Source organism: Streptosporangium sp. NPDC051023 (assembly GCF_040689595.1).
Classification (GTDB): Bacteria; Actinomycetota; Actinomycetes; order Streptosporangiales; family Streptosporangiaceae; genus Streptosporangium.
On the sequence record NZ_JBFBCE010000029.1, the window covers coordinates 19,385 to 40,487 of the forward strand.

18 protein-coding genes and 1 pseudogene are annotated in these 21,103 nt (G+C 69.7%); 11 read left to right on the top strand and 8 right to left on the bottom strand.

Annotation, left to right across the window (positions count from 1 at the left end; all coding sequences use genetic code 11):
• Window positions 1–73 precede the first annotated feature (73 nt).
• Together AB0395_RS20305 and AB0395_RS20310 are read left to right on the top strand one after the other, a co-directional pair.
• Window positions 74–640, top strand: coding sequence for a TetR/AcrR family transcriptional regulator (locus AB0395_RS20305; RefSeq protein WP_366282613.1), 567 nt, complete (start codon window positions 74–76; stop codon window positions 638–640).
• Between the two features lie 105 nt (window positions 641–745).
• Window positions 746–2,929, top strand: a complete 2,184-nt coding sequence (locus AB0395_RS20310; protein WP_366282615.1) for an ATP-dependent RecD-like DNA helicase — start codon at window positions 746–748, stop codon at window positions 2,927–2,929.
• Between the two features lie 180 nt (window positions 2,930–3,109).
• Here the strand turns inward: AB0395_RS20310 and AB0395_RS20315 are convergent, their stop codons facing one another.
• The 5 genes from AB0395_RS20315 to AB0395_RS20335 form a co-directional block, all read right to left on the bottom strand.
• A complete protein-coding gene (locus AB0395_RS20315) occupies window positions 3,110–4,315 on the bottom strand; it encodes a cytochrome P450 (protein ID WP_366282617.1) in 1,206 nt (401 codons plus the stop codon).
• A 350-nt stretch (window positions 4,316–4,665) separates the two neighbouring features.
• Window positions 4,666–5,658 (bottom strand): Lrp/AsnC family transcriptional regulator, encoded by a 993-nt coding sequence (locus AB0395_RS20320; RefSeq protein WP_366282619.1) that lies wholly within the window; start codon window positions 5,656–5,658, stop codon window positions 4,666–4,668.
• 76 nt (window positions 5,659–5,734) lie between these two features.
• Window positions 5,735–6,409: a FadR/GntR family transcriptional regulator gene (locus AB0395_RS20325; protein WP_366282621.1), complete on the bottom strand. Its 675-nt coding sequence runs from the start codon at window positions 6,407–6,409 to the stop codon at window positions 5,735–5,737.
• A 37-nt stretch (window positions 6,410–6,446) separates the two neighbouring features.
• The gene (locus AB0395_RS20330; RefSeq protein ID WP_366282623.1) at window positions 6,447–7,466 is read right to left on the bottom strand and encodes an MBL fold metallo-hydrolase; all 1,020 of its coding nucleotides are present in this window, start codon (window positions 7,464–7,466) and stop codon (window positions 6,447–6,449) included.
• Between the two features lie 259 nt (window positions 7,467–7,725).
• Window positions 7,726–8,439 carry a TetR family transcriptional regulator gene (locus AB0395_RS20335; RefSeq protein WP_366282625.1) on the bottom strand — a complete coding sequence of 238 codons (714 nt, stop codon included), beginning with the start codon at window positions 8,437–8,439 and terminating at the stop codon, window positions 7,726–7,728.
• A 554-nt stretch (window positions 8,440–8,993) separates the two neighbouring features.
• Here AB0395_RS20335 and AB0395_RS20340 point away from each other — a divergent pair.
• Both AB0395_RS20340 and AB0395_RS20345 read left to right on the top strand, forming a co-directional pair.
• Window positions 8,994–9,083: pseudogene (locus AB0395_RS20340) on the top strand (OB-fold domain-containing protein); the annotation flags it as partial.
• 69 nt (window positions 9,084–9,152) lie between these two features.
• Window positions 9,153–9,563: an acyl dehydratase gene (locus tag AB0395_RS20345; protein ID WP_366282723.1), complete on the top strand. Its 411-nt coding sequence runs from the start codon at window positions 9,153–9,155 to the stop codon at window positions 9,561–9,563.
• Window positions 9,564–9,654: 91 nt separating this feature from the next.
• Here AB0395_RS20345 and AB0395_RS20350 read toward each other — a convergent pair whose 3' ends face one another.
• Window positions 9,655–11,706, bottom strand: a complete 2,052-nt coding sequence (locus tag AB0395_RS20350) for a hypothetical protein (protein ID WP_366282626.1) — start codon at window positions 11,704–11,706, stop codon at window positions 9,655–9,657.
• 279 nt (window positions 11,707–11,985) lie between these two features.
• Here AB0395_RS20350 and AB0395_RS20355 point away from each other — a divergent pair, with 279 nt between their 5' ends.
• From AB0395_RS20355 to AB0395_RS20375, 5 genes are all read left to right on the top strand, one after another.
• Window positions 11,986–13,152, top strand: coding sequence for an ABC transporter ATP-binding protein (locus AB0395_RS20355; RefSeq protein ID WP_366282627.1), 1,167 nt, complete (start codon window positions 11,986–11,988; stop codon window positions 13,150–13,152).
• The gene (locus tag AB0395_RS20360; RefSeq protein ID WP_366282629.1) at window positions 13,145–13,807 is read left to right on the top strand and encodes an ABC transporter permease; all 663 of its coding nucleotides are present in this window, start codon (window positions 13,145–13,147) and stop codon (window positions 13,805–13,807) included. Before AB0395_RS20355 ends, AB0395_RS20360 begins: the two co-directional genes overlap by 8 nt.
• Window positions 13,804–14,475 carry an ABC transporter permease subunit gene (locus AB0395_RS20365; RefSeq protein ID WP_366282630.1) on the top strand — a complete coding sequence of 224 codons (672 nt, stop codon included), beginning with the start codon at window positions 13,804–13,806 and terminating at the stop codon, window positions 14,473–14,475. The genes AB0395_RS20360 and AB0395_RS20365 overlap by 4 nt, the downstream gene beginning before the upstream one ends.
• Before the next feature lie 38 nt (window positions 14,476–14,513).
• Complete coding sequence (locus AB0395_RS20370) at window positions 14,514–15,452, top strand: ABC transporter substrate-binding protein (protein ID WP_366282631.1); 939 nt, start codon at window positions 14,514–14,516, stop codon at window positions 15,450–15,452.
• A 219-nt stretch (window positions 15,453–15,671) separates the two neighbouring features.
• On the top strand, window positions 15,672–16,151 hold the full coding sequence (locus AB0395_RS20375) for a flavin reductase family protein (RefSeq protein ID WP_366282633.1): 480 nt from the start codon (window positions 15,672–15,674) through the stop codon (window positions 16,149–16,151).
• Window positions 16,152–16,318: 167 nt separating this feature from the next.
• On the opposite strand, the gene AB0395_RS20380 is transcribed toward AB0395_RS20375, so the two are convergent.
• On the bottom strand, window positions 16,319–16,825 hold the full coding sequence (locus tag AB0395_RS20380) for a MarR family transcriptional regulator (RefSeq protein WP_366282634.1): 507 nt from the start codon (window positions 16,823–16,825) through the stop codon (window positions 16,319–16,321).
• A 145-nt stretch (window positions 16,826–16,970) separates the two neighbouring features.
• On the opposite strand from AB0395_RS20380, the gene AB0395_RS20385 reads away from it, so the two are divergent.
• Window positions 16,971–18,245, top strand: a complete 1,275-nt coding sequence (locus AB0395_RS20385; protein ID WP_366282636.1) for a multidrug effflux MFS transporter — start codon at window positions 16,971–16,973, stop codon at window positions 18,243–18,245.
• A gap of 220 nt (window positions 18,246–18,465) precedes the next feature.
• Window positions 18,466–19,293 carry a DUF4231 domain-containing protein gene (locus tag AB0395_RS20390; RefSeq protein WP_366282638.1) on the top strand — a complete coding sequence of 276 codons (828 nt, stop codon included), beginning with the start codon at window positions 18,466–18,468 and terminating at the stop codon, window positions 19,291–19,293.
• Between the two features lie 72 nt (window positions 19,294–19,365).
• On the opposite strand, the gene sppA is transcribed toward AB0395_RS20390, so the two are convergent.
• A complete protein-coding gene (gene sppA / locus AB0395_RS20395) occupies window positions 19,366–21,066 on the bottom strand; it encodes a signal peptide peptidase SppA (RefSeq protein WP_366282640.1) in 1,701 nt (566 codons plus the stop codon).
• Between the last annotated feature and the right edge of the window lie 37 nt (window positions 21,067–21,103).

Genomic DNA, 21,103 nt, shown 5'->3' on the forward strand with positions numbered 1-21,103 from the left:
AAACTCCTCCTTTACTGACGATCTCCCGATTCCGTCAGCCATACACCGTATGACAGACGCTACCATACGGTGTATGGCAGTGAGCGCGCGCAGGGGACAGCCCCTGACAATCGAGGAGATCAACGCGACCGTTCTGCGGCTGGTCGACGCGGGCGGGGTCGAGGGCCTCTCCATGCGGAAGCTGGCGGCCGAGCTGAACGTCAACCCGATGTCGCTCTACCACCACGTGGAGAACAAGGACGCGCTGCTGCGCGGGGCGTGCTCGGCCGTCGCCCTGGGCCTGCGGCTGCCTCCCGACGACGGCACCCCGTGGCAGGAGCAGCTCCACGCGCTGGCCCACGCCTACCGCTCCGTCGCGCGGTCGCACCCGGCGCTCTGGTCCTACGTCAACGGTCACCCCGACCTGGTCGAGCAGGAGGGCGGCATGTGGCCGGTCTTCAACCGGGTTCTCACCGCCGCGGGAGTCCCCGCGGGGGAACTGGTCCGCGTCCGCACGGTGCTCTACACCTTCGTCTCCGGGCTCCTGTCCGCCGAGACCAGTGGGCTGCTGGTCGAGCTCGACAGGACGGGGGACGCCGACGGCGTCTTCGAGAGCGCCGTCGCCCTCATCGTCTCCGGCCTCGAGGTCCGCTACTCCTGAGCCGTCCCGGCACGCCTCCGGGCAGTTCCGGCACGTCGTGAAGTGTCGCAGCCGCCCGCTAGTGTCCTGCGAAGAGGTGCCGCACACGATCCCGGGGAGCGTACGGTGACCGTGCTCGCCAAGCCGCGCACGACGGATGTCGAAGCCTCCGTCGAGCAGCTGGTCTACGTCCGCGACGACGAGTACACCGTCGCGCGGATGAGCGCGGACGGCCTCGACGGCCTCGACGGCCTCGGTGGCTTCGTCGCCTCGGGGCGCGCGCTGGCCGGTGCGCAGCCGGGCGAGACGCTGCGGCTGGCGGGGGAGTGGGACGAGCACCCGCGCCACGGCAGCCGCCTGCTGGTCAGGCAGTGCGAGCGGGTGGTCCCCTCGACTGTGCGCGCCATCAGGCTGTACCTCGGCTCCGGCCTGATCCGCGGCATCGGGCCGAAACTCGCCCACGCCATCGTCAGCCACTTCGGCGAGCGGACGCTCACGGTCATCGACACCGAGCCGGAGCGCCTCACGGAGGTCATCAACATCGGCGCCACGCGGCAGGCGCAGATCGTCCAGGCCTGGGCCGAGCAGAAGGCGGTCGCCGAGCTGATGGTCGTCCTGCAGGGCTTCGGGATCAGCCCGCTGCTCGCGGCCAAGATCTACCAGGTGTACGGAAACGACTCGCGCGACGTCCTGGCCCGCGACCCGTACCGGCTGATCGGCCAGGTCAGGGGGATCGCCTTCCACACCGCCGACCGGATCGCGCTGCGCTCAGGGGTGCCCGAGCACAGCCCGCGGCGGATCAGGGCGGCGGTCCTCGACCGGCTGGAGGCGGCGGCGGCCCGCGACGGGCACTGCTATCTGCCGCTGACCGCCCTCCTCGCCGCGGCGGCGAGCCTGGTCGAGCAGGAGGAGGAGCTCGTCCGCCAGGCCGTCGACGCGTTGGTCGCCGAGCGCATGGTGGTCGTCGAGACGTCACCGGCGGGGCCAGGCCAGGTGGTGTACGCCAAGGAGCAGCACGGCCGCGAGGTCGCGCTCGCCGCGCACCTGACCAGGCTCTGCCGGGCCAGGTCGACGCTGCCGCTGCGCCCGTTCGCCGACGACGAGGGGCTGCACGAAGACCAGCAGGCCGCGGTGAACCTGGTGCTGACCAGCACCGTTTCCGTCCTGACCGGCGGTCCGGGCTGCGGGAAGAGTCACACGGTGCGGGTGATCGCGGCGACCGTGCGCGCGATGGGCGGCACGGTGACGCTGACCGCGCCAACGGGCAAGGCGGCCAAGCGCCTGTCCGAGCTCACCGGCCTGCCCGCGATGACCGTGCACCGGATGCTCGCCCAGCAGGAGGAGCCCGCGGAGGAGGGCACGCTGTTCCGGCGATCCCCCGCGGAGGCGGACCTGGTCGTGGTCGACGAGGCATCGATGCTGGACCTGCAGCTGGCCACCCGGCTGACGGCCGCGATCCCAGCGGGCAGCCATCTGCTGCTGGTCGGCGACGGTGACCAACTCCCCAGCATCGGGCCGGGCAGTGTGCTGGCCGACCTGCTGCGCGTCGAGGAGGTCCCGCGCGTCCGGCTGACCCACGTCTTCCGGCAGGCGCAGGACAGCGGCATCGTCAGGGCCGCCCACCGGATCAGGACGGGCGAGCTACCCGCACTGCCGGGCAGGGGCGGCTTCTGGTTCGAGGAGCTCGACGATCCCGACCAGGTGGCCGACCGGGTGGTCCACCTGGCGACGGAGGCGATCCCGCGCAAGCAGAACGTCAGCGCCGACCAGGTCCAGGTGCTGTGCCCGATGCGCAAGGGCGCGACAGGTACGGCGGAGCTCGGCCGCAGGCTGCAGGAACGGCTCAACCCGGCGCGCGAGGGTACGGCTGAGCACTGGTCGGGCCCGTCGGTCTTCAGGGTTGGCGACCGCGTCATGCCGATCCGCAACAACTACGACAAGGGCGTGTTCAACGGGGAGACGGCCACGGTCACGGCGGTGAACCCACAGGACAGGCTGGTCGAGCTCCGTACCGGCGACGGGGAGACCGTACGGTATTCCTTCGACGAGCTGGACGAGCTGACCCACTCGTACGCGATCAGCGTGCACCGCTCCCAGGGCAGCGAGTACCCCTTCGTGGTCGCGCCGATCGTGGCCGAGTCCGGGGGCGTGATGCTGCGCAGAGGCCTGCTGTACACCCTGGTCACCAGGGCGAAGGCGTGGGTGGTCCTGGTCGGCCAGCGCGAGGCGCTCGAACTGGCCGTGCGCAGGCTCGGCCACCGCAGGAACACCGGCCTGGCCCTCCGGCTCGCCCTGAGCCTGCGGAGCTGACAGCCGGTCCCGTACCGGACCAGGACAGCTTCCGGGTGGACTCCTGGCCTGGGCCTGGGCGGGCGGTGGGCGGATCATCATGGGCTCGGGACGACGACCTGGCCCGCCCTGCCTCGGGGGACCGGTCGCCGTTCCTGCCTGTGCTCCTGCCTGTGCTCCTGTCCGTGCTCCTGGCTGGTGTCAGGTGAGCGTGACCGGCAGTTCCTTGATGCCGTTGATGAAGTTGGAACGCAGGCGGCGGGCCGGGCCCGTCTGGGCCAGGTTCGGGAGCCGCTCCGCGAGGACCTCGAAGAGCACCCGAAGCTCCAGCTTGGCGAGATGGTTGCCAAGGCAGAAGTGGGCTCCGCCTCCGCCGAAGCCGATCTGCGGGTTGGGGGTGCGGCCGATGTCGAAGACGTCCGGATCGGCGAACACATCCTCGTCCCGGTTGGCCGAGCCGTAGAACACCACGATCTTGTCGTTCTCCCTGACCTCCTGCCCGCCGATCACCGTGTCCGCGGTGGCCGTACGGCGGAAGAGGTTGACGGGGGAGACCCAGCGGACGATCTCGTCGGCGGCCGGGCCGGCGAGCGCGGGGTCGGCGATCAGCCGCCGCCACTGCTCGGGGTGCTCGAAGAAGGCCAGCATGCCGCCGGAGGCCGCGTTGCGGGTGGTCTCATTGCCCGCGACGACCAGCAGCAGCACGAAGAGGTTGAACTCGTTCTCGTCGAGGGTCTCACCGGTGACGTCCGGCAGGAGCAGCTTGGTCGCGATGTCCTCGCGGGGCCGCTCACGCCGCTCGGCCGCCAGCGCGTTCGCGTAGGTGTACACCTCGGCCGCCGCGTTCTGGCCGACCGAGGGGTCCGCCGCGTACTCCGGGTCGTCGGCCCCGATCATCTGGTTGGACCAGTTGAAGATCTTGTCGCGGTCCTCGACGGGGGCGCCGAGCAGCTCACAAATCACGTACAAGGGCAGCGGAGCCGCGATGTCGCGGACGAAGTCCACCGACGGAAGCCCCTTGGCCTCGTCGACCAACTCGTGACAGATGTCGCGGATGTGCTGCTCGAGCGCCCCCATCATGCGCGGGGTGAAACCACGGTTGACCAGGGAGCGCCGCCGGGTGTGCTCGGGCGGGTCCTGGTTGAGCATCATCAGCCGCTGGAGCTCACGCTGCTCCTCGGGCATCTCGTCGAAGAGCGAGAGCTTCCTGCTTGAGGAGAACAGGTCAGAGCGCCGCGACACGTGCACCACGTCGGCGTGCTTGGTGACCGCCCAGAACGCGGGCCAGTCGCGCTCCGCGTCACCTTCGTGCAGGTAGACCGGCGCGTTGGCGCGCAGCCAGCGGAACTGGTCGTGGGGCGCACCGGCACGCGCGTAGACGTCTTTGTCCACAAGATTGATGTTCATTAGTCCTCCTGGGGCGAACCGTACGCGTATCGCCCCGGTGGCATGGACGGAACCGGGGCATGATCGCCTGACGTCCTCGGGAACCCGCCGGGACGGCCTTCCTGCCGTGAGGGCGCCATCCTCAGTTGCTTGGCCGAGCGCTTGGTGGAATACCGTCTTGAAACGTGTTCTATTATGCGTGCTCTTTCGCGTCAAGCGACGGGCCCGCGCTCGCGACGGTGGCCGTTTCGCCCTTTTCCGCCGGTACGGCGGGCGGATGGGAGGGGGCGGCGAGGGCCGCTCGCCGTAAGGCGTCATGGAGGTCGTCGTGGAGGTCTCGGACGCGGTGAGGGCGTGCCGGGAATGCCGGGTCAGCCGACCGGACCCGCCCAGCGGTTCGCGCGGCCGTCTTGCTTGATGATGAAGCCGCGTTTCAGCGGGAGAAGCATCATGGTCGTCTCGATCGCCCGCATCCCGGGCAGCCCGCCGATCTCCCGCAGGATCTCGTAGAGCTCGAACCGGCCCGGCACCGCCACCTGGGCCACGAGCTGATGGTCGCCCGCGACCGCCAGGACGTATCTGACCTTCGGCAGGCGGGCCAGGGCGTGGCCGACCGCCTCGACCTCCCGTTCCGCGACCCGGAGCCAGAGCGCGGCCTCGATCGGCAGTCCGAGGTAGGAGGGCTCGATCTCGGCGCGGATGCGCAGGATGCCCCTGCGCATCAGGGAGTCCAGTCTGCGGCGGGCGGTGGACTCGCTGATCCCGGTGGCCGCCGCGATCTCCGCGTGGGTGGCGCGGCCGTCAGCGGCGACCGCCGAGATGATCCGCTCGTCCTCGGCCGAGGGCATCTCGCTCGTGCGGTGGAAGCGTTGCGGCAGCGGGGCCCACTGCTCGAGCAGCCCGTCGACCTCCTGCGGGGTGAGCACGTCGACGTGCCACTCCTGGGGGGTCTTGAAGTATCGCAACGCGGGATAGGTGGTGCTCTCCACCACCCCGTCGATCGACGGGATGCCCCTGAAGAGCAGCTCGACCAGCGCGTCGTCGGCCACGGACAGCTCGGCGGCGCAGTCCGCGGAGCCCGCGACCAGCGAGACGAACCGGGTCTGGGGCAGCTCGGCCAGTGCCCTGCCCACGTCGATCACCGAGCCGGGACGGCAGCGCAACCGCAATACGGCCGAGCCCATCCTGCGGTCGTCGAGCACTCCGATGACAGACAGGACACCTGTCTCCATCAGCCGAGTCGCCCGCCTTGCCACATTGCGGGTCGACTCGTCCAGCACCCTGCCGATCCGGTCCCAGGTGGCGCGCCCGTTCACTTGAAGGGCGGCCACCACCCGTAAATCGGCTCCGTCGAGCGGCTGCATGGGGTCATCCTCGTCGTCGGGGAATCGTTCCGCCCCAAGAGTACGACTTTGTGATCTTTTATGATGTGATATCCGCTCAGGTAAGCGCGTTACGGAGCCATTCCTCGACTCCGGCGATGTGAACCGTCGCCCAGGCGCGCGCCACGTCCGGTTGCCGGGTGGCGATGGCGTCGCAGATCGCGGTGTGCTGCTCACGGGTCTTTTCCAGGGCGTTCTCCCTGGCGAGGCCCTGCCAGACCCAGGTCCTGGTGGTCGGTCCCGACAGGCTGTCGATGAGCGAGCACAACACCGCGTTGCCCGAGCCCGCCGCGATGCGCTGGTGGAACTCCAGGTCGTTGGCGACAAGTTGCTCGATGCTCGGGTCCGCGGGCAGCCCGGCGAGGATCTCGCGCAACTCGGTGATCTCCGCCTCGGTCATCCGGGTCGCGGCCATCGCGGTCGCCTCGGGTTCCAGGATCCGCCGGACCTGGAAGAACTGCAGCGCGGTGTCGTCCTGGTGGAAGTCCGCCACGAACGACATCGCGTCCAGTAGGAGCCGGGGCTCCAGGCTCGTCACGTAGGTGCCGTCGCCCTGGCGCACATCCAGCACGTTGATCAGGGCCAAGGCGCGGACGGCCTCACGCAGGGAGTTGCGGGACAGGCCGAGCCGCTCGGCCAGGTCCGCCTCCTTCGGCAGCCGGCCGCCCGGCGCCAGCTCGCCCGAGAGGATCATCTGCTTGATCTTGTCGATAGCGGCGTCGGTGACCGCCACGCTTCACCCTCCTCGGAGGAGCTCAGACGTCGGATGTCTACGAGTGTACGGCGAAGCGGACCGGCTCACTTCCCTCGCTGCGGCGAATCGCCCCTCTGGCCTCCAGGGTGCGCAGGTGGGCGGCGGCCTCTCCCGCGGCCATGCCGCGCAGCATCGAGGGAAGGTCCTCCCAGGGACGGTTCCAGGTCATCCTGGCGGCGATCTCCCAGATGGTGAGGGGCTCGCCGGCCTCGGCGAGCAGGGCCGCGAGCTGGGTGAGCTTCTCCTCGTGATGCGTGCCGATCACCCTCGCGCGAGCCGCCGTGTCCTGAAATATCCATTCATGGGCGGGCAGGGCTTCGAGCATGCCCAGCTCCGCCACCTTCTCCAGCGAGGCCAGGAAGTCACCGAGCGGGTCCGTGTCGGTGCGGTCGTAGGGGTAGATGCCGATGTGCGGGGTGATGCTCGGTAGTACGTGGTCCCCGGTGAAGAGCCGGTCCGCGTCCTCCAGGTGCAGGCAGACGTGGCCCGGGGTGTGACCGGGCGTCCAGACCGTACGGAGCTTCCGCCCGGGAAGGTCGATCAGGTCGCCGTCGTGGAGCGTCCGATCGGGCAGCGCGGGCGGTCGCTGCCGGTGCGCGGTCACCTCCTCGACCTCGACCGCGCCCGCTCCCGCCCGGCGCAGCATGCCGGCCCGCAGATCACGCTGGACGCCTTCCTCGAGGTCGTGCATGTTCCTGATCAGCGCGGCGTCGGCCTCGTGCATGGCGATCCACGCCCCGGACTCCTGCCGGACCTGCCCGGCCAGCCCCGCGTGGTCCGGATGGAAGTGCGTGACCACCACTCCTCTGACCTCCCGGATGTCCATCCCGGCGGAGGCCAGCCCGTCCCGCAGGGCCAGCCAGGCGTCAGGGTGGTTCCAGCCCGCGTCGACCAGCACGGGACCGGACGGCGACTCGATCGCGTAGACCAGGGTGTATCCGAGCGGGTTGGCGGGGATCGGCACGGGCACGCTCCACACCCCGCCGCCGAGGTCGGTCGTGCGCTGCTCGCTGTAGGGCCTGCGGAGGGATTTCAAGGGGGACGCTCCCTGTTCCTGGGTTTCCGTGCGTGCTGTTCCGCGCGTGTCTCGCACGCGACAATCCTGCGTCGTCAAGACGCGGGGTTTCGCCGCGCATGTCTGGCAGGCGTTCGAGGACGGTCTTCGATGATCACCACACCCATACGGTCTCCCGCCCCGCGGCTCGGAACCGGCATCGGAAACCGATCCTCCGAACGCGTCACTCCAGAATGTTGATCTGGTTGCCTCCGATTGTGACAGTAACGCGTTCTATCTTTCAGGTGGAAGGCGGGGTGGGGAAATCGGCGAGCAGCCTGGTCGCGGCGATCTCGATGTGGCGATGGATCTGCTCGTACGTCCTGTGTCCTTTGAGCATCGCCAGCAGCTCGTGAACCCAGACGCTCGCCAGCGAGCCCGCCAGGACGCACTGCTCCTCGGTGGCCGTCTCCGGGCTGAGCCCGTGCCCGGAGACGCGCAGCATCAGACCCGTCATGCGGTCCCCGAACGGGGTCTCGACCTCTGACGTGATCAGTGACCGGATGAGGGCGTCCGCCAGCTCCGGCTCACGCATCAGCCCGCGGGTGGCGCGCATCAGGACGTCGACGGCGCGCCCAGAGGGCGTGGTGGCGGTCGGCGGCCTGCGTTCGATGCTCCCCTCCAGGAGATCGATCTCCTCGCTGACGACGGCCACGACCAGATCCATTTTGGAGGGGAAGTAGCGGTAGAGCGTGCCGAGGGCGACCCCCGCGCGCTCGGCGACGGTGCGCATCTGCATCGCCTCGACGCCGCCGCGGGAGGCGAGGGCGGCGGCGGCCTGGACGATGCGCTTGCGTCGCTGGTGCTGGCTCCTCGCGCGGACGCCGGTTGACGTCGATTCGCTCTGCACGCCGGGTGCCCCCTTGGTCGTGGCCGGTCCGGTGTCGCTCGGGGCAGGGGCACCGCTGAGGCGCGAGGCGACCGGCGGCCCCGTGGTCGCATGCGGGGTACGCATAAGAACACGTTATCTGATTTCCGGATGCTCCGGTGGGTTATTTGCGAGTCACAAGAGAGCCCTATTCCCACATGTCATGCGTGTTATGGCGACATGTCGCCACCCGTTGGTCCGGCCCCAACCCAAGTCAATAATGGAATCAGTTCTATTAAGGCGGACTTCTGGCCCGGCCGGATCACCGGGGAGCGGAGGGACCCTTGCCCGATAAGGGGGCGCCCACCGCGCCGGGTGCCTCGCCGGGTAGTGAAGTTTCACCCCTGGGAGGGGAAAAGGCAGCCCGATGTCCGCGAGCCGTACCCGTTGAGGCTCGAAACCGGCGGGGAGAGCGCGTTCTTCTGGAAAGGTGTCCGAGGGCGAGCGCCGGACCGGGAAACACGCCGACTGTGGCGAGCCGCGTCAGGTCACGGTGGGTTACGGTGCCTGTCGGATCCGGCCAGGGCGTCGTGCCGATCGGCCGGGTGTACGGCGTGGCGGGTGGTGAGGGCGGTGAGGGCGGGGCCCTCCGGCTCAGCCGCGCGTCACAATCCCCGGTTTCGGGGCTTGGGACCTCTTTTGTGGTCGCTGTGGTGGAACTGTCGGAAGGTGTGCGGACAGTAGGCAATGTCGTGGACTGTCTACGTGGAGAAGTGGGTATCGGTATGCCGTTGTGTGTGACGTACCGCCAGATGGACGACGAGTCATCCTGCCGATATGGGTCCCCCCCGGGAGTCGTGATGCGGACACCTACCGAAGAGCAGGTCGAGATCGGAGCCGTCCTTCCCGGCCTCACGATCGCACTGACCCCCGCCGTGACCATCTCGACGGGGTCGGCGACCGCGGATCTCACACCGGTCCGGCGCGAAGCGGAAGGAGCCAGGACCCGGCGGTCCAAGGACGACTTCCTCAACATCCTGATCACGATGGGACTCGTCGAACGGTACGTCACCGACTGGGCGGGCCCCGAGGCGCTGATCCGCGGCATCAACGTCAAGCTCGGCGTCCCCGCCTACGAGGGCGACACACTGGCTCTGACCGGCACCGTCGTCGCCTGTGAGGACGGCGAGTTCACGGTGCGGGTCCGGGGAGAGGTCAGCATCGGAGAGCACACCTCCGGCACCGTCCGCTTCGCCTTCCCCGACAGCTGACCACGACCTCCCGGATGCCGTGCTCCGGCATCCGGGGGTGCCGCCCTCCGGCCGATGACCTCGGGCGGGCACCGGCCGTCGGCTCCTGGCCTCAGGGGGTGACGATGGTGGGCACCGCGAAGAAGACGAGCATGGCGATCGCCACGCAGATCACACAGATGACGAAGCCGAACAGCTCCCACGCCCAGTCGTGGTGCTGTTCGGTCTTCCTGGCCTGCCTGCGCCTGCGACGTGCCCGCTTCTCCTGCCGCGCCGAGCGGGCGGATCCCGCCGTCTGGAGCGTCCCTTCCGGGTGATCCTCCGCGTCCGGATCCTCCGTGACCTGGCTTTCCGCGCCTCGATCCGCCGCGGTTCTGGCTGTGCTTCGGTCCGCTGCGGTCCGGGTCTCCGTGCTTCGGTCCGCCGTGCTCCAGGGCTCCGCGGTCCGTGCTTCCCCGGCCTGGCCGCCGCTCACGGTCAGGGTCGCGTCCGGCCGCCAGGTCGCCTCCGTGTCTCCGGGCCTGGAGTCGTCCGCGGCGCTTGTCTCCTGCGGGGAACGGATGCCAGGAAAGTCGGCGGCCAGGACGTCGTGCCCCGCGGTGTCGGGCCTTGTGACGTCGAATCCTGCGGTCTCGGGCGCCAGGATGTCGGGCCTTGTGATGCCGAATGCTGCGGTCTCGGGCGCCAGGACATCGGCTCCCACGGTGTCGGGCCTCGTGCTCCCCGGCATTGTGACGTCGTCCGCAGGAGGTGTCCCGTGTGAGGCACGGTGCAGGCCCGGCCGTTCCGCGCGTCCGGTCCTTTCCGCCTCCGCCTGCTCTCCGGCTCCCCTGGTGCCAGGCCGTTTCGCGTGCCGGGCGCGGTCGCCGGGCATTGGCGTGCCCAGTTCGTCGGCTCGCAGGGGCCAGTCGGGCAGCGTCGGCCGTGCCGCCAGAGGCTCTCGCAGACCGGGGGCGGTCGCGTCCAGTTCCTCGGCCCGCAACGGCCAGCCGGGCAGCGTCGTCTCGGTGTCGGGCACCTCGTCCCTGGGGGCCGACGCCACCAGCTTGTCGGTGTGCGGCCTGGCCCTGGGCTCCGGGGTGAACGGCTGGAACAGGTCCTCCGCGGGGGAGGCGTCGCCGGGCCCGGCACCCTTGGTCCGGAGGGCGTCGTCGAGCACGTCCGCCGGGGGCGGGGCGGCCAGCGGCATCGCCCGGCGGGGCTTCGGCCGCTGGAGCTTGCGGCGAGGGGAGCGGGGCACGATCTCGTCGAGCGCGCTCAGCACCGAGTCCTTGAGCTTCGGCATCGGCGCGGTCGTGGCCTCGTGCGCGGAGACCACGTCGGGGTCGGGCGGTGAGAAGGGGTCGGGGAAGCGGTCCTGCGAGGAGGAGGGCGGGAAGAAGTCGGCCGGGGAGAAGGGAGGCGGCAGCTCGGGCGGCGGGAAGACGCTCGTGCTGGTCAGCGGGTCGGTCTCGGTGAGCGGCAGCGGCCAGGTCGGAGGCGTCGGCCACAGGGGCTTGAGTGGCGTCACGGAGATCACGGAGGTCACAGACGCCGCAGCCTGGGTGGACGAGGGCGGGGCGGCGAGCGCCGTACCCGGCCGCGGCGCGAGCGCGACCCCGCGCAGTGCAGCGGGCGGGACGGCCCAGGGGGCGCGGACGAGCACGTCACGGATCGGGGCCACGCTCAGCGCGCCGAACGCGTCGGCCAGATGGGCGGGCACCCTGGCCGAGGCCAGGGCCAGTTCCAGCGACTGGGCGAAGCGGCGGCAGGCGCTCACGGTCAGCTCGTCGGCCGTGTCGGCGGCCACGTCGAGCACCCACGACAGTTCCGCGGTGTCCATCTCGCGCACGCCGGACAGGTACAGCACCTCGCGCTGGTGCGGGCGCAGGTCGCGCAGCACCCGCTCGACGAAAGCGGAGACCGGGTCAACACTGGGCGCGGGTGAGGCGTAGAGCACGTTCCGCTGATGGATCTCACGGCGGGCGAGCGCGTAGAGCGCGGCACGCGGTGGCTCGGCGTCGGCGGCGGGGAGGCCGGTGAAGACGGCCGCCAGCGCCGCCGCCGCCGACTCAGGGTCGCCCAGCTGGTCATGGCAGTAGGCGAACAGCCCGGCGGCGTGCTTGTCGTACAGCTCGGTGATCAGTTCGCCGCGCGAGCGCTGATCGAGGATCGGTGGGGTCACGGGACCGGTTCCTCTGGGGTCGTGGTGAAGAGCAAGGGCGTGGAGCCCGTGGTGCGTGTGACTGGAGGGGTCGATGTCCACGATATGGGTAATCGTGCAGAGTCGTAGAGGTTCTCAGCACTATTGAGTGTCCTTTTGATAGATATCCCGCTAGCCTGGGCGGCTCGATTGGGGGTAGCAGGGCGGAGCCCAAGGGGCCGCCGTAGGCTGTTGGCCGACAGATCATGGGGCAGTTGTGGCAGGGGGGCCGCGGCCCTGCCGAGAAGCATGAGGTTGCGCATGATCACATTTGACGGGGTCACCAAGCGTTACGCCGACGGGACCGTCGCCGTGGACCATCTGAGCCTTGAGGTGCCGACGGGGGAGATAACGGTTTTCGTCGGCCCTTCCGGCTGCGGCAAGACCACTTCTCTCCGGATGATCAACAGAATGATCGACGCGACGGAGGGCCGGATTCTCCTCGACGGCGTCGACGTCAAGACCATCGACCCGCCGACCCTGCGCCGGGGCATCGGTTACGTCATCCAGCAGGCGGGCCTCTTTCCGCACCGCAAGATCGTTGACAACGTGGCGACGGTGCCGTACCTGCTCGGCTGGGACAGGAAGAAGGCCCGTGACCGGGCCATGGAGCTGCTGGAACGGGTCGGGCTCGACCTCAAGCTGGCCGACCGCTACCCCTTCCAGCTCTCCGGAGGCCAGCAGCAGCGGGTCGGCGTCGCCCGCGCGCTGGCGGCCGACCCGCCGGTGCTGCTGATGGACGAGCCGTTCAGCGCGGTCGACCCCATCGTGCGCACGAGCCTGCAGGAGGAGCTGCTCAGACTGCAGGCCGAGCTGAACAAGACCATCGTGTTCGTCACCCACGACATCGACGAGGCGATCAAGCTCGGTGACCGGGTCGCCGTGCTCCGCGTCGGCGGTCACCTCGCGCAGCTCGACGACCCCCCGACCCTTCTCGCCAGGCCCGCGGACGACTTCGTCCGCGAGTTCCTCGGCCGCGACAGGGGCATCCGCCGCCTGTCGTTCATCTCGGACGAGGGAGTACGGCTCCGCACCGACCTCACCGTGCCCGCCTCCGCGGAGGCCTCCTCGGTGCGCGGTACGGCCGAGCCCTGGCTGGCCGTGGTCGACGGGGAGAACAGGCCGCTCGGCTGGGCCAGGGTCGAGGACCTACCGGAGTCCGGCACCGTGGCGGAGGTGCGGCTGGCGCCGTACGGGACGTTCGTCAGGGGGCGTGACTCGCTGCGCGGCGCGCTGGACGCGACGCTGCTGTCCCCCTCGGGCAGCGCGATCGCGGTGGACGAGGCGGGGCGGGTCGAGGGCGTGGCCACCCGCGAGGCGCTGGACGAGGCGTTCGACAAGGTCGCCGGAGGCAGCGGCGCGGTTGCGGGGAGCGCGGGCGCGGTCCAGGGCGCCGCGGGCGCGGCTCCGGGAGGCGCCGGTGCGTGAGGAGCCGCTGATCCGCTGGGACTGGATCGGGCGCAACTGGCCCACCATCCAGGGCCTGCTCGAGGACCACGTGGTCATGTCGCTGGTGCCGATCATCGTGGGGCTGCTCGTCGCGCTCCCGCTCGGGCTGGCCTGTGTCCGCTGGCGCTGGCTCTACCAGCCGACCGTCGGCGTCATGAACGTGGTCTACTCGCTGCCCTCGCTGGCCGTCTTCATCGTGCTCATCCCGATCACGGGCCTCGCCACGCGGACGACCGTCATGATCCCGCTCACCTTCTACGCCATGGCCGTGCTGATCCCGGCGGTCGTCGACGGGCTCACCGCGGTTCCCGACCACGTGCGCCAGTCCGCGGTCGCCATGGGCTTCACCCCGCTGCGCAGGCTGCTGCGGGTCGAGCTGCCGATCGCGGTGCCGGTCGTGCTGGCCGGGCTCAGAGTGGCCGCGGTCTCCAGCATCAGCCTGGTCAGCGTGGGCGCGCTGGTCGGCAGGGGCGGCCTCGGCTACCTGTTCATCGACGGCTGGCAACGACAGTTCTACACCCCGATCATCGTGGGCATCGCGCTGGTCGTGCTGCTGGCCGCGATCGCCGACACGCTGCTGGTGCTGGCCCAGCGCCTGCTCACTCCGTGGTCGCGGGCGAGGGGGACGGCGTGAACTGGTTGCTCGACTTCTTCGGGAACCCGGCCAACTGGTCGGGACCCGACGGCATCCCGGCCAGGCTGCTGGAGCACCTGCAGTTCTCGGCGGTCGCGTTGCTGCTGGCCGTACTGATCGCACTGCCGCTCGGGCTGTGGATCGGCCACACCGGCAGGGGCGCGCTGTTCGCGGTGCTGAGCGCCAACGCGGCCCGCGCCCTTCCGACGCTGGGCCTGCTCGTGCTCATCGTGCTGCTCATGGGCGTCGGCACCGACATCCCGGTGCTGATCCCGCTGGTGGCGCTCGCCGTGCCGCCCATCCTCGTCAACACCTACGAGGGCATCAGGGGTGTCGACCCCGAGCTGCGGGACGCCGCGTACGGCATGGGCCTGCGCGGCGGCCAGGTCCTCGGCAGGGTGCTCGTGCCGGTCGCGCTGCCGCTCATCCTGCTCGGCCTGCGGATCGCCGCGATCCAGGTGGTCTCGACCGCCACCGTGGCCGCCTACGTCGGGCTTGGCGGTCTCGGCCGGTTCATCGTCGACGGCCTCGCGACCAAAGACTTCCCGCGCACGATCGGCGGAGCGGTGCTCGTGGCGCTGCTCGCCCTGGTCGTCCAGCTGGGGTTCACCGTGATCCAGCGCCTCGTGGTCTCTCCGGGGGTGAGCGAGCGCCAGGCCATACGGTAATGTCTATATTACCTCCCGCTTTAGAAGGGAAAAGCACGATGAAGCGCCTTTTCAGCACCGTGGTTGTCGTCCTCACCACGGCGCTCGCACTCAGCGCGTGCGGCGGCGGTGGTGATCCGCTCACCAGCGCCTCCGCGAGCCCCGCGGGCTCCGGGGCCGCGTCGCCGACCGGGGGAGGCGGTGGTGGCGGGGGCAAGGCCGTCGTCGGCTCGGCCAACTTCCCGGAGAACGTCCTGCTCGCCGAGATCTACGCCCAGGCTCTCGAGGCCAAGGGTGTCCAGGTCGAGAAGAAGCTCAACATCGGCAGCCGTGAGGTCCTCTACGACCAGGTCAAGAGCGGCGGCCTGACGGTCCTGCCGGAGTACATCGGCTCGCTTCTCGCCTTCGTCGACAAGACGACCACCGCGAAGACCAAGGACGACGTCGTCGCCGGGCTCAAGGAGAAGCTCCCGGCCGAGCTCGAGGTCCTTGATCCCGCCGCGGCCGAGGACAACAACTCGCTGACCGTCACCAGGGAGACCGCGCAGAAGAACGGCCTCACCACGATCGAGGACCTGGTCAAGGTCGCCAAGGGCTACTCCATCGGCGGACCGCCGGAGTTCCAGTCACGCCAGGAGAAGAACTTCAAGGACACCTACGGCCTGGAGTTCAAGGAGTGGAAGAAGACCGGTGACGCGACCGCCGACGCCATCAAGGACGGCACCGTCCAGGTTGGCAACGTCTTCACCACCGACCCGAAGATCGTGATCAACGGCCTGATCTCGCTGCAGGACAACAAGAACGCGTTCGCCGCCGACAACGTCGTGCCTCTGGTCAACAAGGCGGCTGCGAACGACACCGTCAAGACCACGCTGAACGTCGTCTCCGCCAAGCTCGACACCCCCGGTCTCCTCGCGCTGATGAAGCGCGTCGCGATCGACAAGGACGACGCCGCGACGGTCGCCAAGGACTGGCTGACCCAGAACGGCCTGGCGTAGCCGCGGGCTCCGGCCCGCCACGACCGAGGAAACGGCCATGACCCGGCCCGCGCCGTCCGAAGGCGCGGGCCGCGTCATGTCCGCGCCCGGTTCCCCGCCCGGCTGTCCCGCGTGGCTCGAGACCTTCGCCGCGTCCGGTCCCGCACCCTGGCCCCTCCGGGGCGGTCCCGCGCCCGGTCCGGCCCCGACCCCATGCCCACCTTTCGGGATGATGACCGCATGAACGAGTTCATCGAGGCCATGGCGCAGGTGCCGACCGGCGTGACGGTCGTCACCGTGAAGGACGAGCGCGACGACGTGGGGGCCACGGTCGGCACCTTCGTCTCGATCTCGCTCGACCCGCAGCTGGTCATGGTGAGCATGGAGAGCACCGGCTATCTCAACGAGCTGTTGTTGCGCCGCGACCGCTGGGCCGCCAGCGTGCTGTCCGCCGACCAGAAGGCGATCGCCAGCCGTTTCGCGACCGAGGGCCGTCCCGGCGCCCGGCTCCTGCTCGCCGGGACGCCGCACCACCGGGGCAAGCTGAGCGAGGCGCTCGTCGTCGACGGGGGCGTCGCCGCCCTGGAGGCCGAGACCCTCAAGGTCGTCCCGGCCGGAGACCACACACTCTTCATCGCCCGCGTGCTGGCCGTCGACTACGTCACCGCGGGCCTGGCCCCCCTCGTACGGCTCCGCAGTCGCTACCGCCCCATCGGCTGACGCCCGGTAAAGCGCCGACGAGCCGCCTGGTGGGCGGGGACCGGCGGCCGGCTCCGTGACCGGCCCGGCGGCGGGTCCCCCGTACGGCGCACGGCTCGGTGAGCGGTACGGCGTGTGACGCGGTGAGCCGTACGGCGCGCGGTTCAGTGAGCCGTACGGCGCGCGGCTCAGTGAAGCGTCATGTCGCGCAGGCCCGTCTCCATCACCTTGACCAGCTGGGTGAGACCCTCGATGATCTGCGCACGCTGCTCCCCGGTCATGCCGCTGAGCAGTTGCACCTCGATGGCGAGCTGCTTGGGGAACAGTGAGTCGACGGCCCGCAGGCCCTCGTCCGTGAGGCGTACCAGGGCCGTCCTGCGGTCGGCCGGATTGATCTCGCGGGTGATGTAACCCCGCCGCTCCAGCTTGGCCAGGGTCTTGCTCAGCGCCGCCGGGGATCGGCTCATCTGCCTGGCCAGTTGCCGGGCGATCGTCGGCTGCTCGGCGTGCCGGAGCCTCAGCAACACGTCGAGTTCCGGCGAGGTCACCGAGGCGCTGTCGAAGAGCGGCTCGATCGCCAGGTCCAGCAGCGCCTGAACGCGCTTCAGCGGGCCCACAACCTCCATCGACGAGATGTCGAGGCCCGGATACATCTGCCGCCATCGTTCGTACGCGGGGTGAGAGGGGGTTTGCATGAACCCTCCAATTCGTTAACCTGTGAACTACTTGTATCCGTTAACTAGTTAACTACTTGTTTCATATATCGCCCATCGTAGCGGCCCGGCCGCCCGCCCAGCGGTCTGTTCACCTGCCCTACCAGCCAGAAAGCGGTTCACAGCCATGTCCGCAGACACCCCCCTGGCCGCCCCCGCCGTAACCGGTGGGGGAGGACCACCCAAGCACATCGGCCGACTGCTCATCGTGCTCGCCGCCCTCAGCGCGGTCGCCCCGCTGGCCACGGACATGTACGTGCCCGGTTTCCCCGCCCTGGCCCGGTCCCTGGAGACCACCGGCCCGTCGGTCCAGCTGTCCATGACGGCCTTCCTCGTCGGCCTCGCCGCCGGTCAGCTCCTGCTGGGCCCGGTCAGCGACGCCGTGGGCCGCCGCCGTGTCCTGCTGTCGGGCGCCGCGCTGTTCACGGTGCTCTCGCTCGTCTGCGCCGTCGCGCCCGACATCAACGTTCTCAACGCGGCGCGACTGCTGCAGGGGGTCGCCGGAGCGGCGGGCATGGTGGTCGCCCGCGCCGTTCTCACCGACCGCTTCCACGGCACCCCCGAGGCTCCCCGCCACTTCGCGACCCTGTCGGCCATCGTGTCCGTGGCCCCGGTGGTCGCCCCGGTGCTCGGCGGTGCGATCCTCGGCGTCGCCTCCTGGCGGGTCGTGTTCGCCGTGCTGGCGGTCTTCGGCGTGCTCCTGTTCGTCGGCGTCATGGCCTGGGTGCCGGAGAGTCTTCCCGCCGCCGCGAGGCGGTCGGGCGGGGTGAGAAGCACCTCCCAGGCCATCGCCGGACTGCTGGGCAGGCGCGCCCTCGTGGGGTACATCCTCGCCTCCTCCCTGTCCGGGGCCGGTCTCTTCACCTACATCGCGGGCTCGACGTTCGTCTTCCAGGATGTCTACGGCCTGTCGCCCACGCAGTACAGCTTCGTCTTCGCCGTCAACGCCCTCGGCCTGCTGGGCGGCAGCCTCTGCTTCGGCCGCCTGGCCGCCCGCGTCCGGGTCAACACCCTGTTCACCGCGGGCCTCGTCACGGCCCTGGCCGCCACGGCCGTCCTGGTCGTGCTGCTGGCCACCACCGGCGGCGGTTTCGCCACCACCTGGATCTGCCTCCTGCTGACCGTCACCGGCCTCGGCATCGTCCTGCCCGCCACCATGACCGTCGCCCAGTTCCTCGGCCACGACGCCCCCGGGGCCACCTCCGGTCTCCTCGGCGGCGTCCAGTTCGTGCTGGGGGCCGCGGCCTCACCCCTGGCGGGCCTGTTCGGAACCAGCAGCCCGATGCCGATGGCCGCCATCATGCTGGTCTCCTTCGCCCTGTCCATCCTGGCCCTCGTCGTGCTCGCCCGCCCCTGGCAGGGGCATGGAGAACCGATCCGTACGGCGGTGGCCGAGGCCTGAATCGCTCGTGGTGTCGCTCGCCAGGCGGTGGTTATGCCGCGCGACGAGGGGGCGGCCTTTCCGGTCTTCCGGGTGACCACGCCGCGGTCCGTCCACCAACGGTGCGGGCGGCGCCTGGCCGGATCCGGCCAGGGGGACAACTGGTCATGCCCCATGCTCGTCTACGACGCTGTAGGGGTATGTGGTGCTGTGGACGGCGGTTTTGTGAAGTGGGGAGAATTTGTCTAATCCCGTAGAGGTGAGATCAGGGCCTCATGAGTTACTGCTTGGCTACAACGAAAAGATTCTCGACCTGCATGAGGCGATAAGGGTTCGGAAGATTCAGGTTCGGTCTCTTTTGGTTTCTGGATTCATTTCCGTTTTCGCCACCGTTGTCATATTCTCCGTCACCGTTGCGACATGGGGAAGGTACGACGTCGGCCCGTGGAATCGGGTTGCGATTCCGCTGGTGATCCTGTGCGGGGCGTTTTTCGTCTGGCAGTTGGACGTCGAGTACAAGAGGAGCGGCGATCGGAAGAAGACCGTCCGCAGACTCCGGCTGGACCTGGAGCTGGCGGAGGAGTCCCGCCGTATCTATGCCTCCAATCTCAACCTCCCCGTCTACCACCGGCAGTACTCCTACAAGGAGGACGTTCCGCGGGAGCTTCGACAGCTGCGGACGGAGGCGAAATATTATCGCAGGATCCACAATGTTTTTCAGGCGATCATCATCGTAGGGTCCCTGGGTACCACCACCGCTGCCAGTCTTGCCGACACCCCTGCCCCTTTGAAGTGGGTGACGGTGGCGCTGAGCTTCGCCGTCGGCGTGTCCGCTGGATTCACCGGTTACTTCAAGTATCGCGAGCGAAGCTTCTACCTGCAGCAGACGGCGGATGCCGTCGAGCAGCATGTGTCTGCTTTCGAGCTGGGGATCCCTCCGTACGAAGAAAGAGATGAGAGGGTAAACATATACAGGCTCGCCAGGGAGATAGAGCTGCTCCGCGTGGAACAGCGAAAGCGGCAGCAGCAGCTGGACCAGCCGTACGAGGGGCGAGAGAGCACTCTCTGAACGCGCCGGTGGCCGGCCGGGAGAACCGGCCGGTAATGCGGCGGACCGTCGGAGGGATCGTCCGTCGGTGTGTCAGCGGATCGTCCAGGAGCCGGGGAGCATGAGGGGACCGTAGGAGGGCAGGCCGAGCTCGGTGGCGAGGTGGGCCAGCGGACCCCAGGCCTCGATGCGGACCCTGGCCAGCGCGGCGGCCCTGTCCTCGCTGGAGTCCGCCGGGCGCAGGCGCTCAAGCGGGTTCAGCTTGGGATAGCTCCGCACCGGGGCGTCCGCGGGCAGACCGGCCTTCTTCCTGGCCAGGGCCAGGGCGTCCTCCAGGCCGCCGAGCTCGTCGACGAGCCCGCCCTCGCGGGCGTCGGCACCGGTCCAGACCCGGCCCTTGGCCAGCTCGTGGGCACGCTCGCGCGACAGGCCGCGGCCTTCGGCCACCTTGCTCACGAAGTCGTCGTAGACCCGGTCGAGCCAGGCGTTCACCCGCGCCCACTGGGCCTCGGAGAAGGCGGTCGTCGAGGAGAACATCCCGGCGTTCGCGCCCTCGCCGACCGTCTCCGAGGAGACGCCGAGCTTCTCCAGCAGGCCGCCGATGACGGCCTTGCCGCCGAAAACGCCGATGGAGCCGGTGAGCGTGCCCGGCTCGGCCACGATCGCGTCCGCGGCCATCGAGACCATGTAGCCGCCGGAGGCCGCGACGTCGCCCATCGAGACGACGATCGGCTTGCCCGCCTTGCGGGTGAGCACGACCTCACGCCAGATGGCGTCCGAGGCCACGTACGAACCGCCGGGGCTGTCCACCCTGAAGACGACGGCCTTGACGTGCTCGTCGCGCCGGGCGGCGCGCAGGGCGGCGCAGACGGTGTCCGAGCCCATCGCCCCGCCCCCGCCGAGAGGGCTGCGTCCGCTGCGGCCGAGGCGGATGGGACCGGTGCCGTGAACCAGGGCGACCGTCTGGCCGCCGGGGTGCGGAAGCTTGCCCGAGATCGGCCCCTTGGCGTAGCGGCCGACATAGAGCAGCAGGGCGCTCTCCCCCGCGGCCTGCTTGACCTCGTCGTAGACCTCGTCGCGGTAGGCCATCCGGTCGACGAGCCCGGCCTCGACCGCCTCGGCGCCGATGAACGGGCCCTGGTCGACGAGCTCACGGACCAGGGCGGGGTCGAGGCCCCGTCCCTCGGCGATGCCCGCGACGATCTGCTCGGTGACCGACTCGGTGATCCGGCCCATCGACTCGCGGTGGGCCTCGGTCATGTGATCTTGGGTGAAGGTGTTGGCGGCGGTCTTGTATTCGTGCCGCTGCCCGATTTGATACTCGACGCCGAGCTTGCCGAGCGCCCCCCGTAGGAAGCGCTGCTCCATCGAGACGCCGGTGAGCCCGACGTCACCGGACGGCTGCAGGTAGACCCGCTCGAAGGCGGTGGCCAGGTAGTAGGGGACGGTGCCCGCGCCGAACTCGCCGAACGTCTCGGCGAACGCGACCGTCAGCTTGCCCGCCTCCCTGAACCGGGTCACGGCCCGCCGCAGCTCCTGCACCGTCGCCAGGCCGAGCGGCTGGGTGCCGATCTTGACGATCAGCGCTCTGACCCTGGCGTCCTTCCTGGCCCGCTTGAGGCCGGAGAGCACGTCGGCCAGACGCGCCTTGCGCATGGACAGGATCGCGCCCAGCGGGTCGGCGGGGGGACCCTCCGCCAGCCCTTCGGTGAGGTCAAGCTCAAGGACCAGCGGAGCGGTACGCCGTTGCCGGAGCCGGTCGACGGTGTCGATGATCACCTTGGTCGCGTCCATGGTCTCACCCTAAGCGACGCATCCGCGCTTGGGCCTT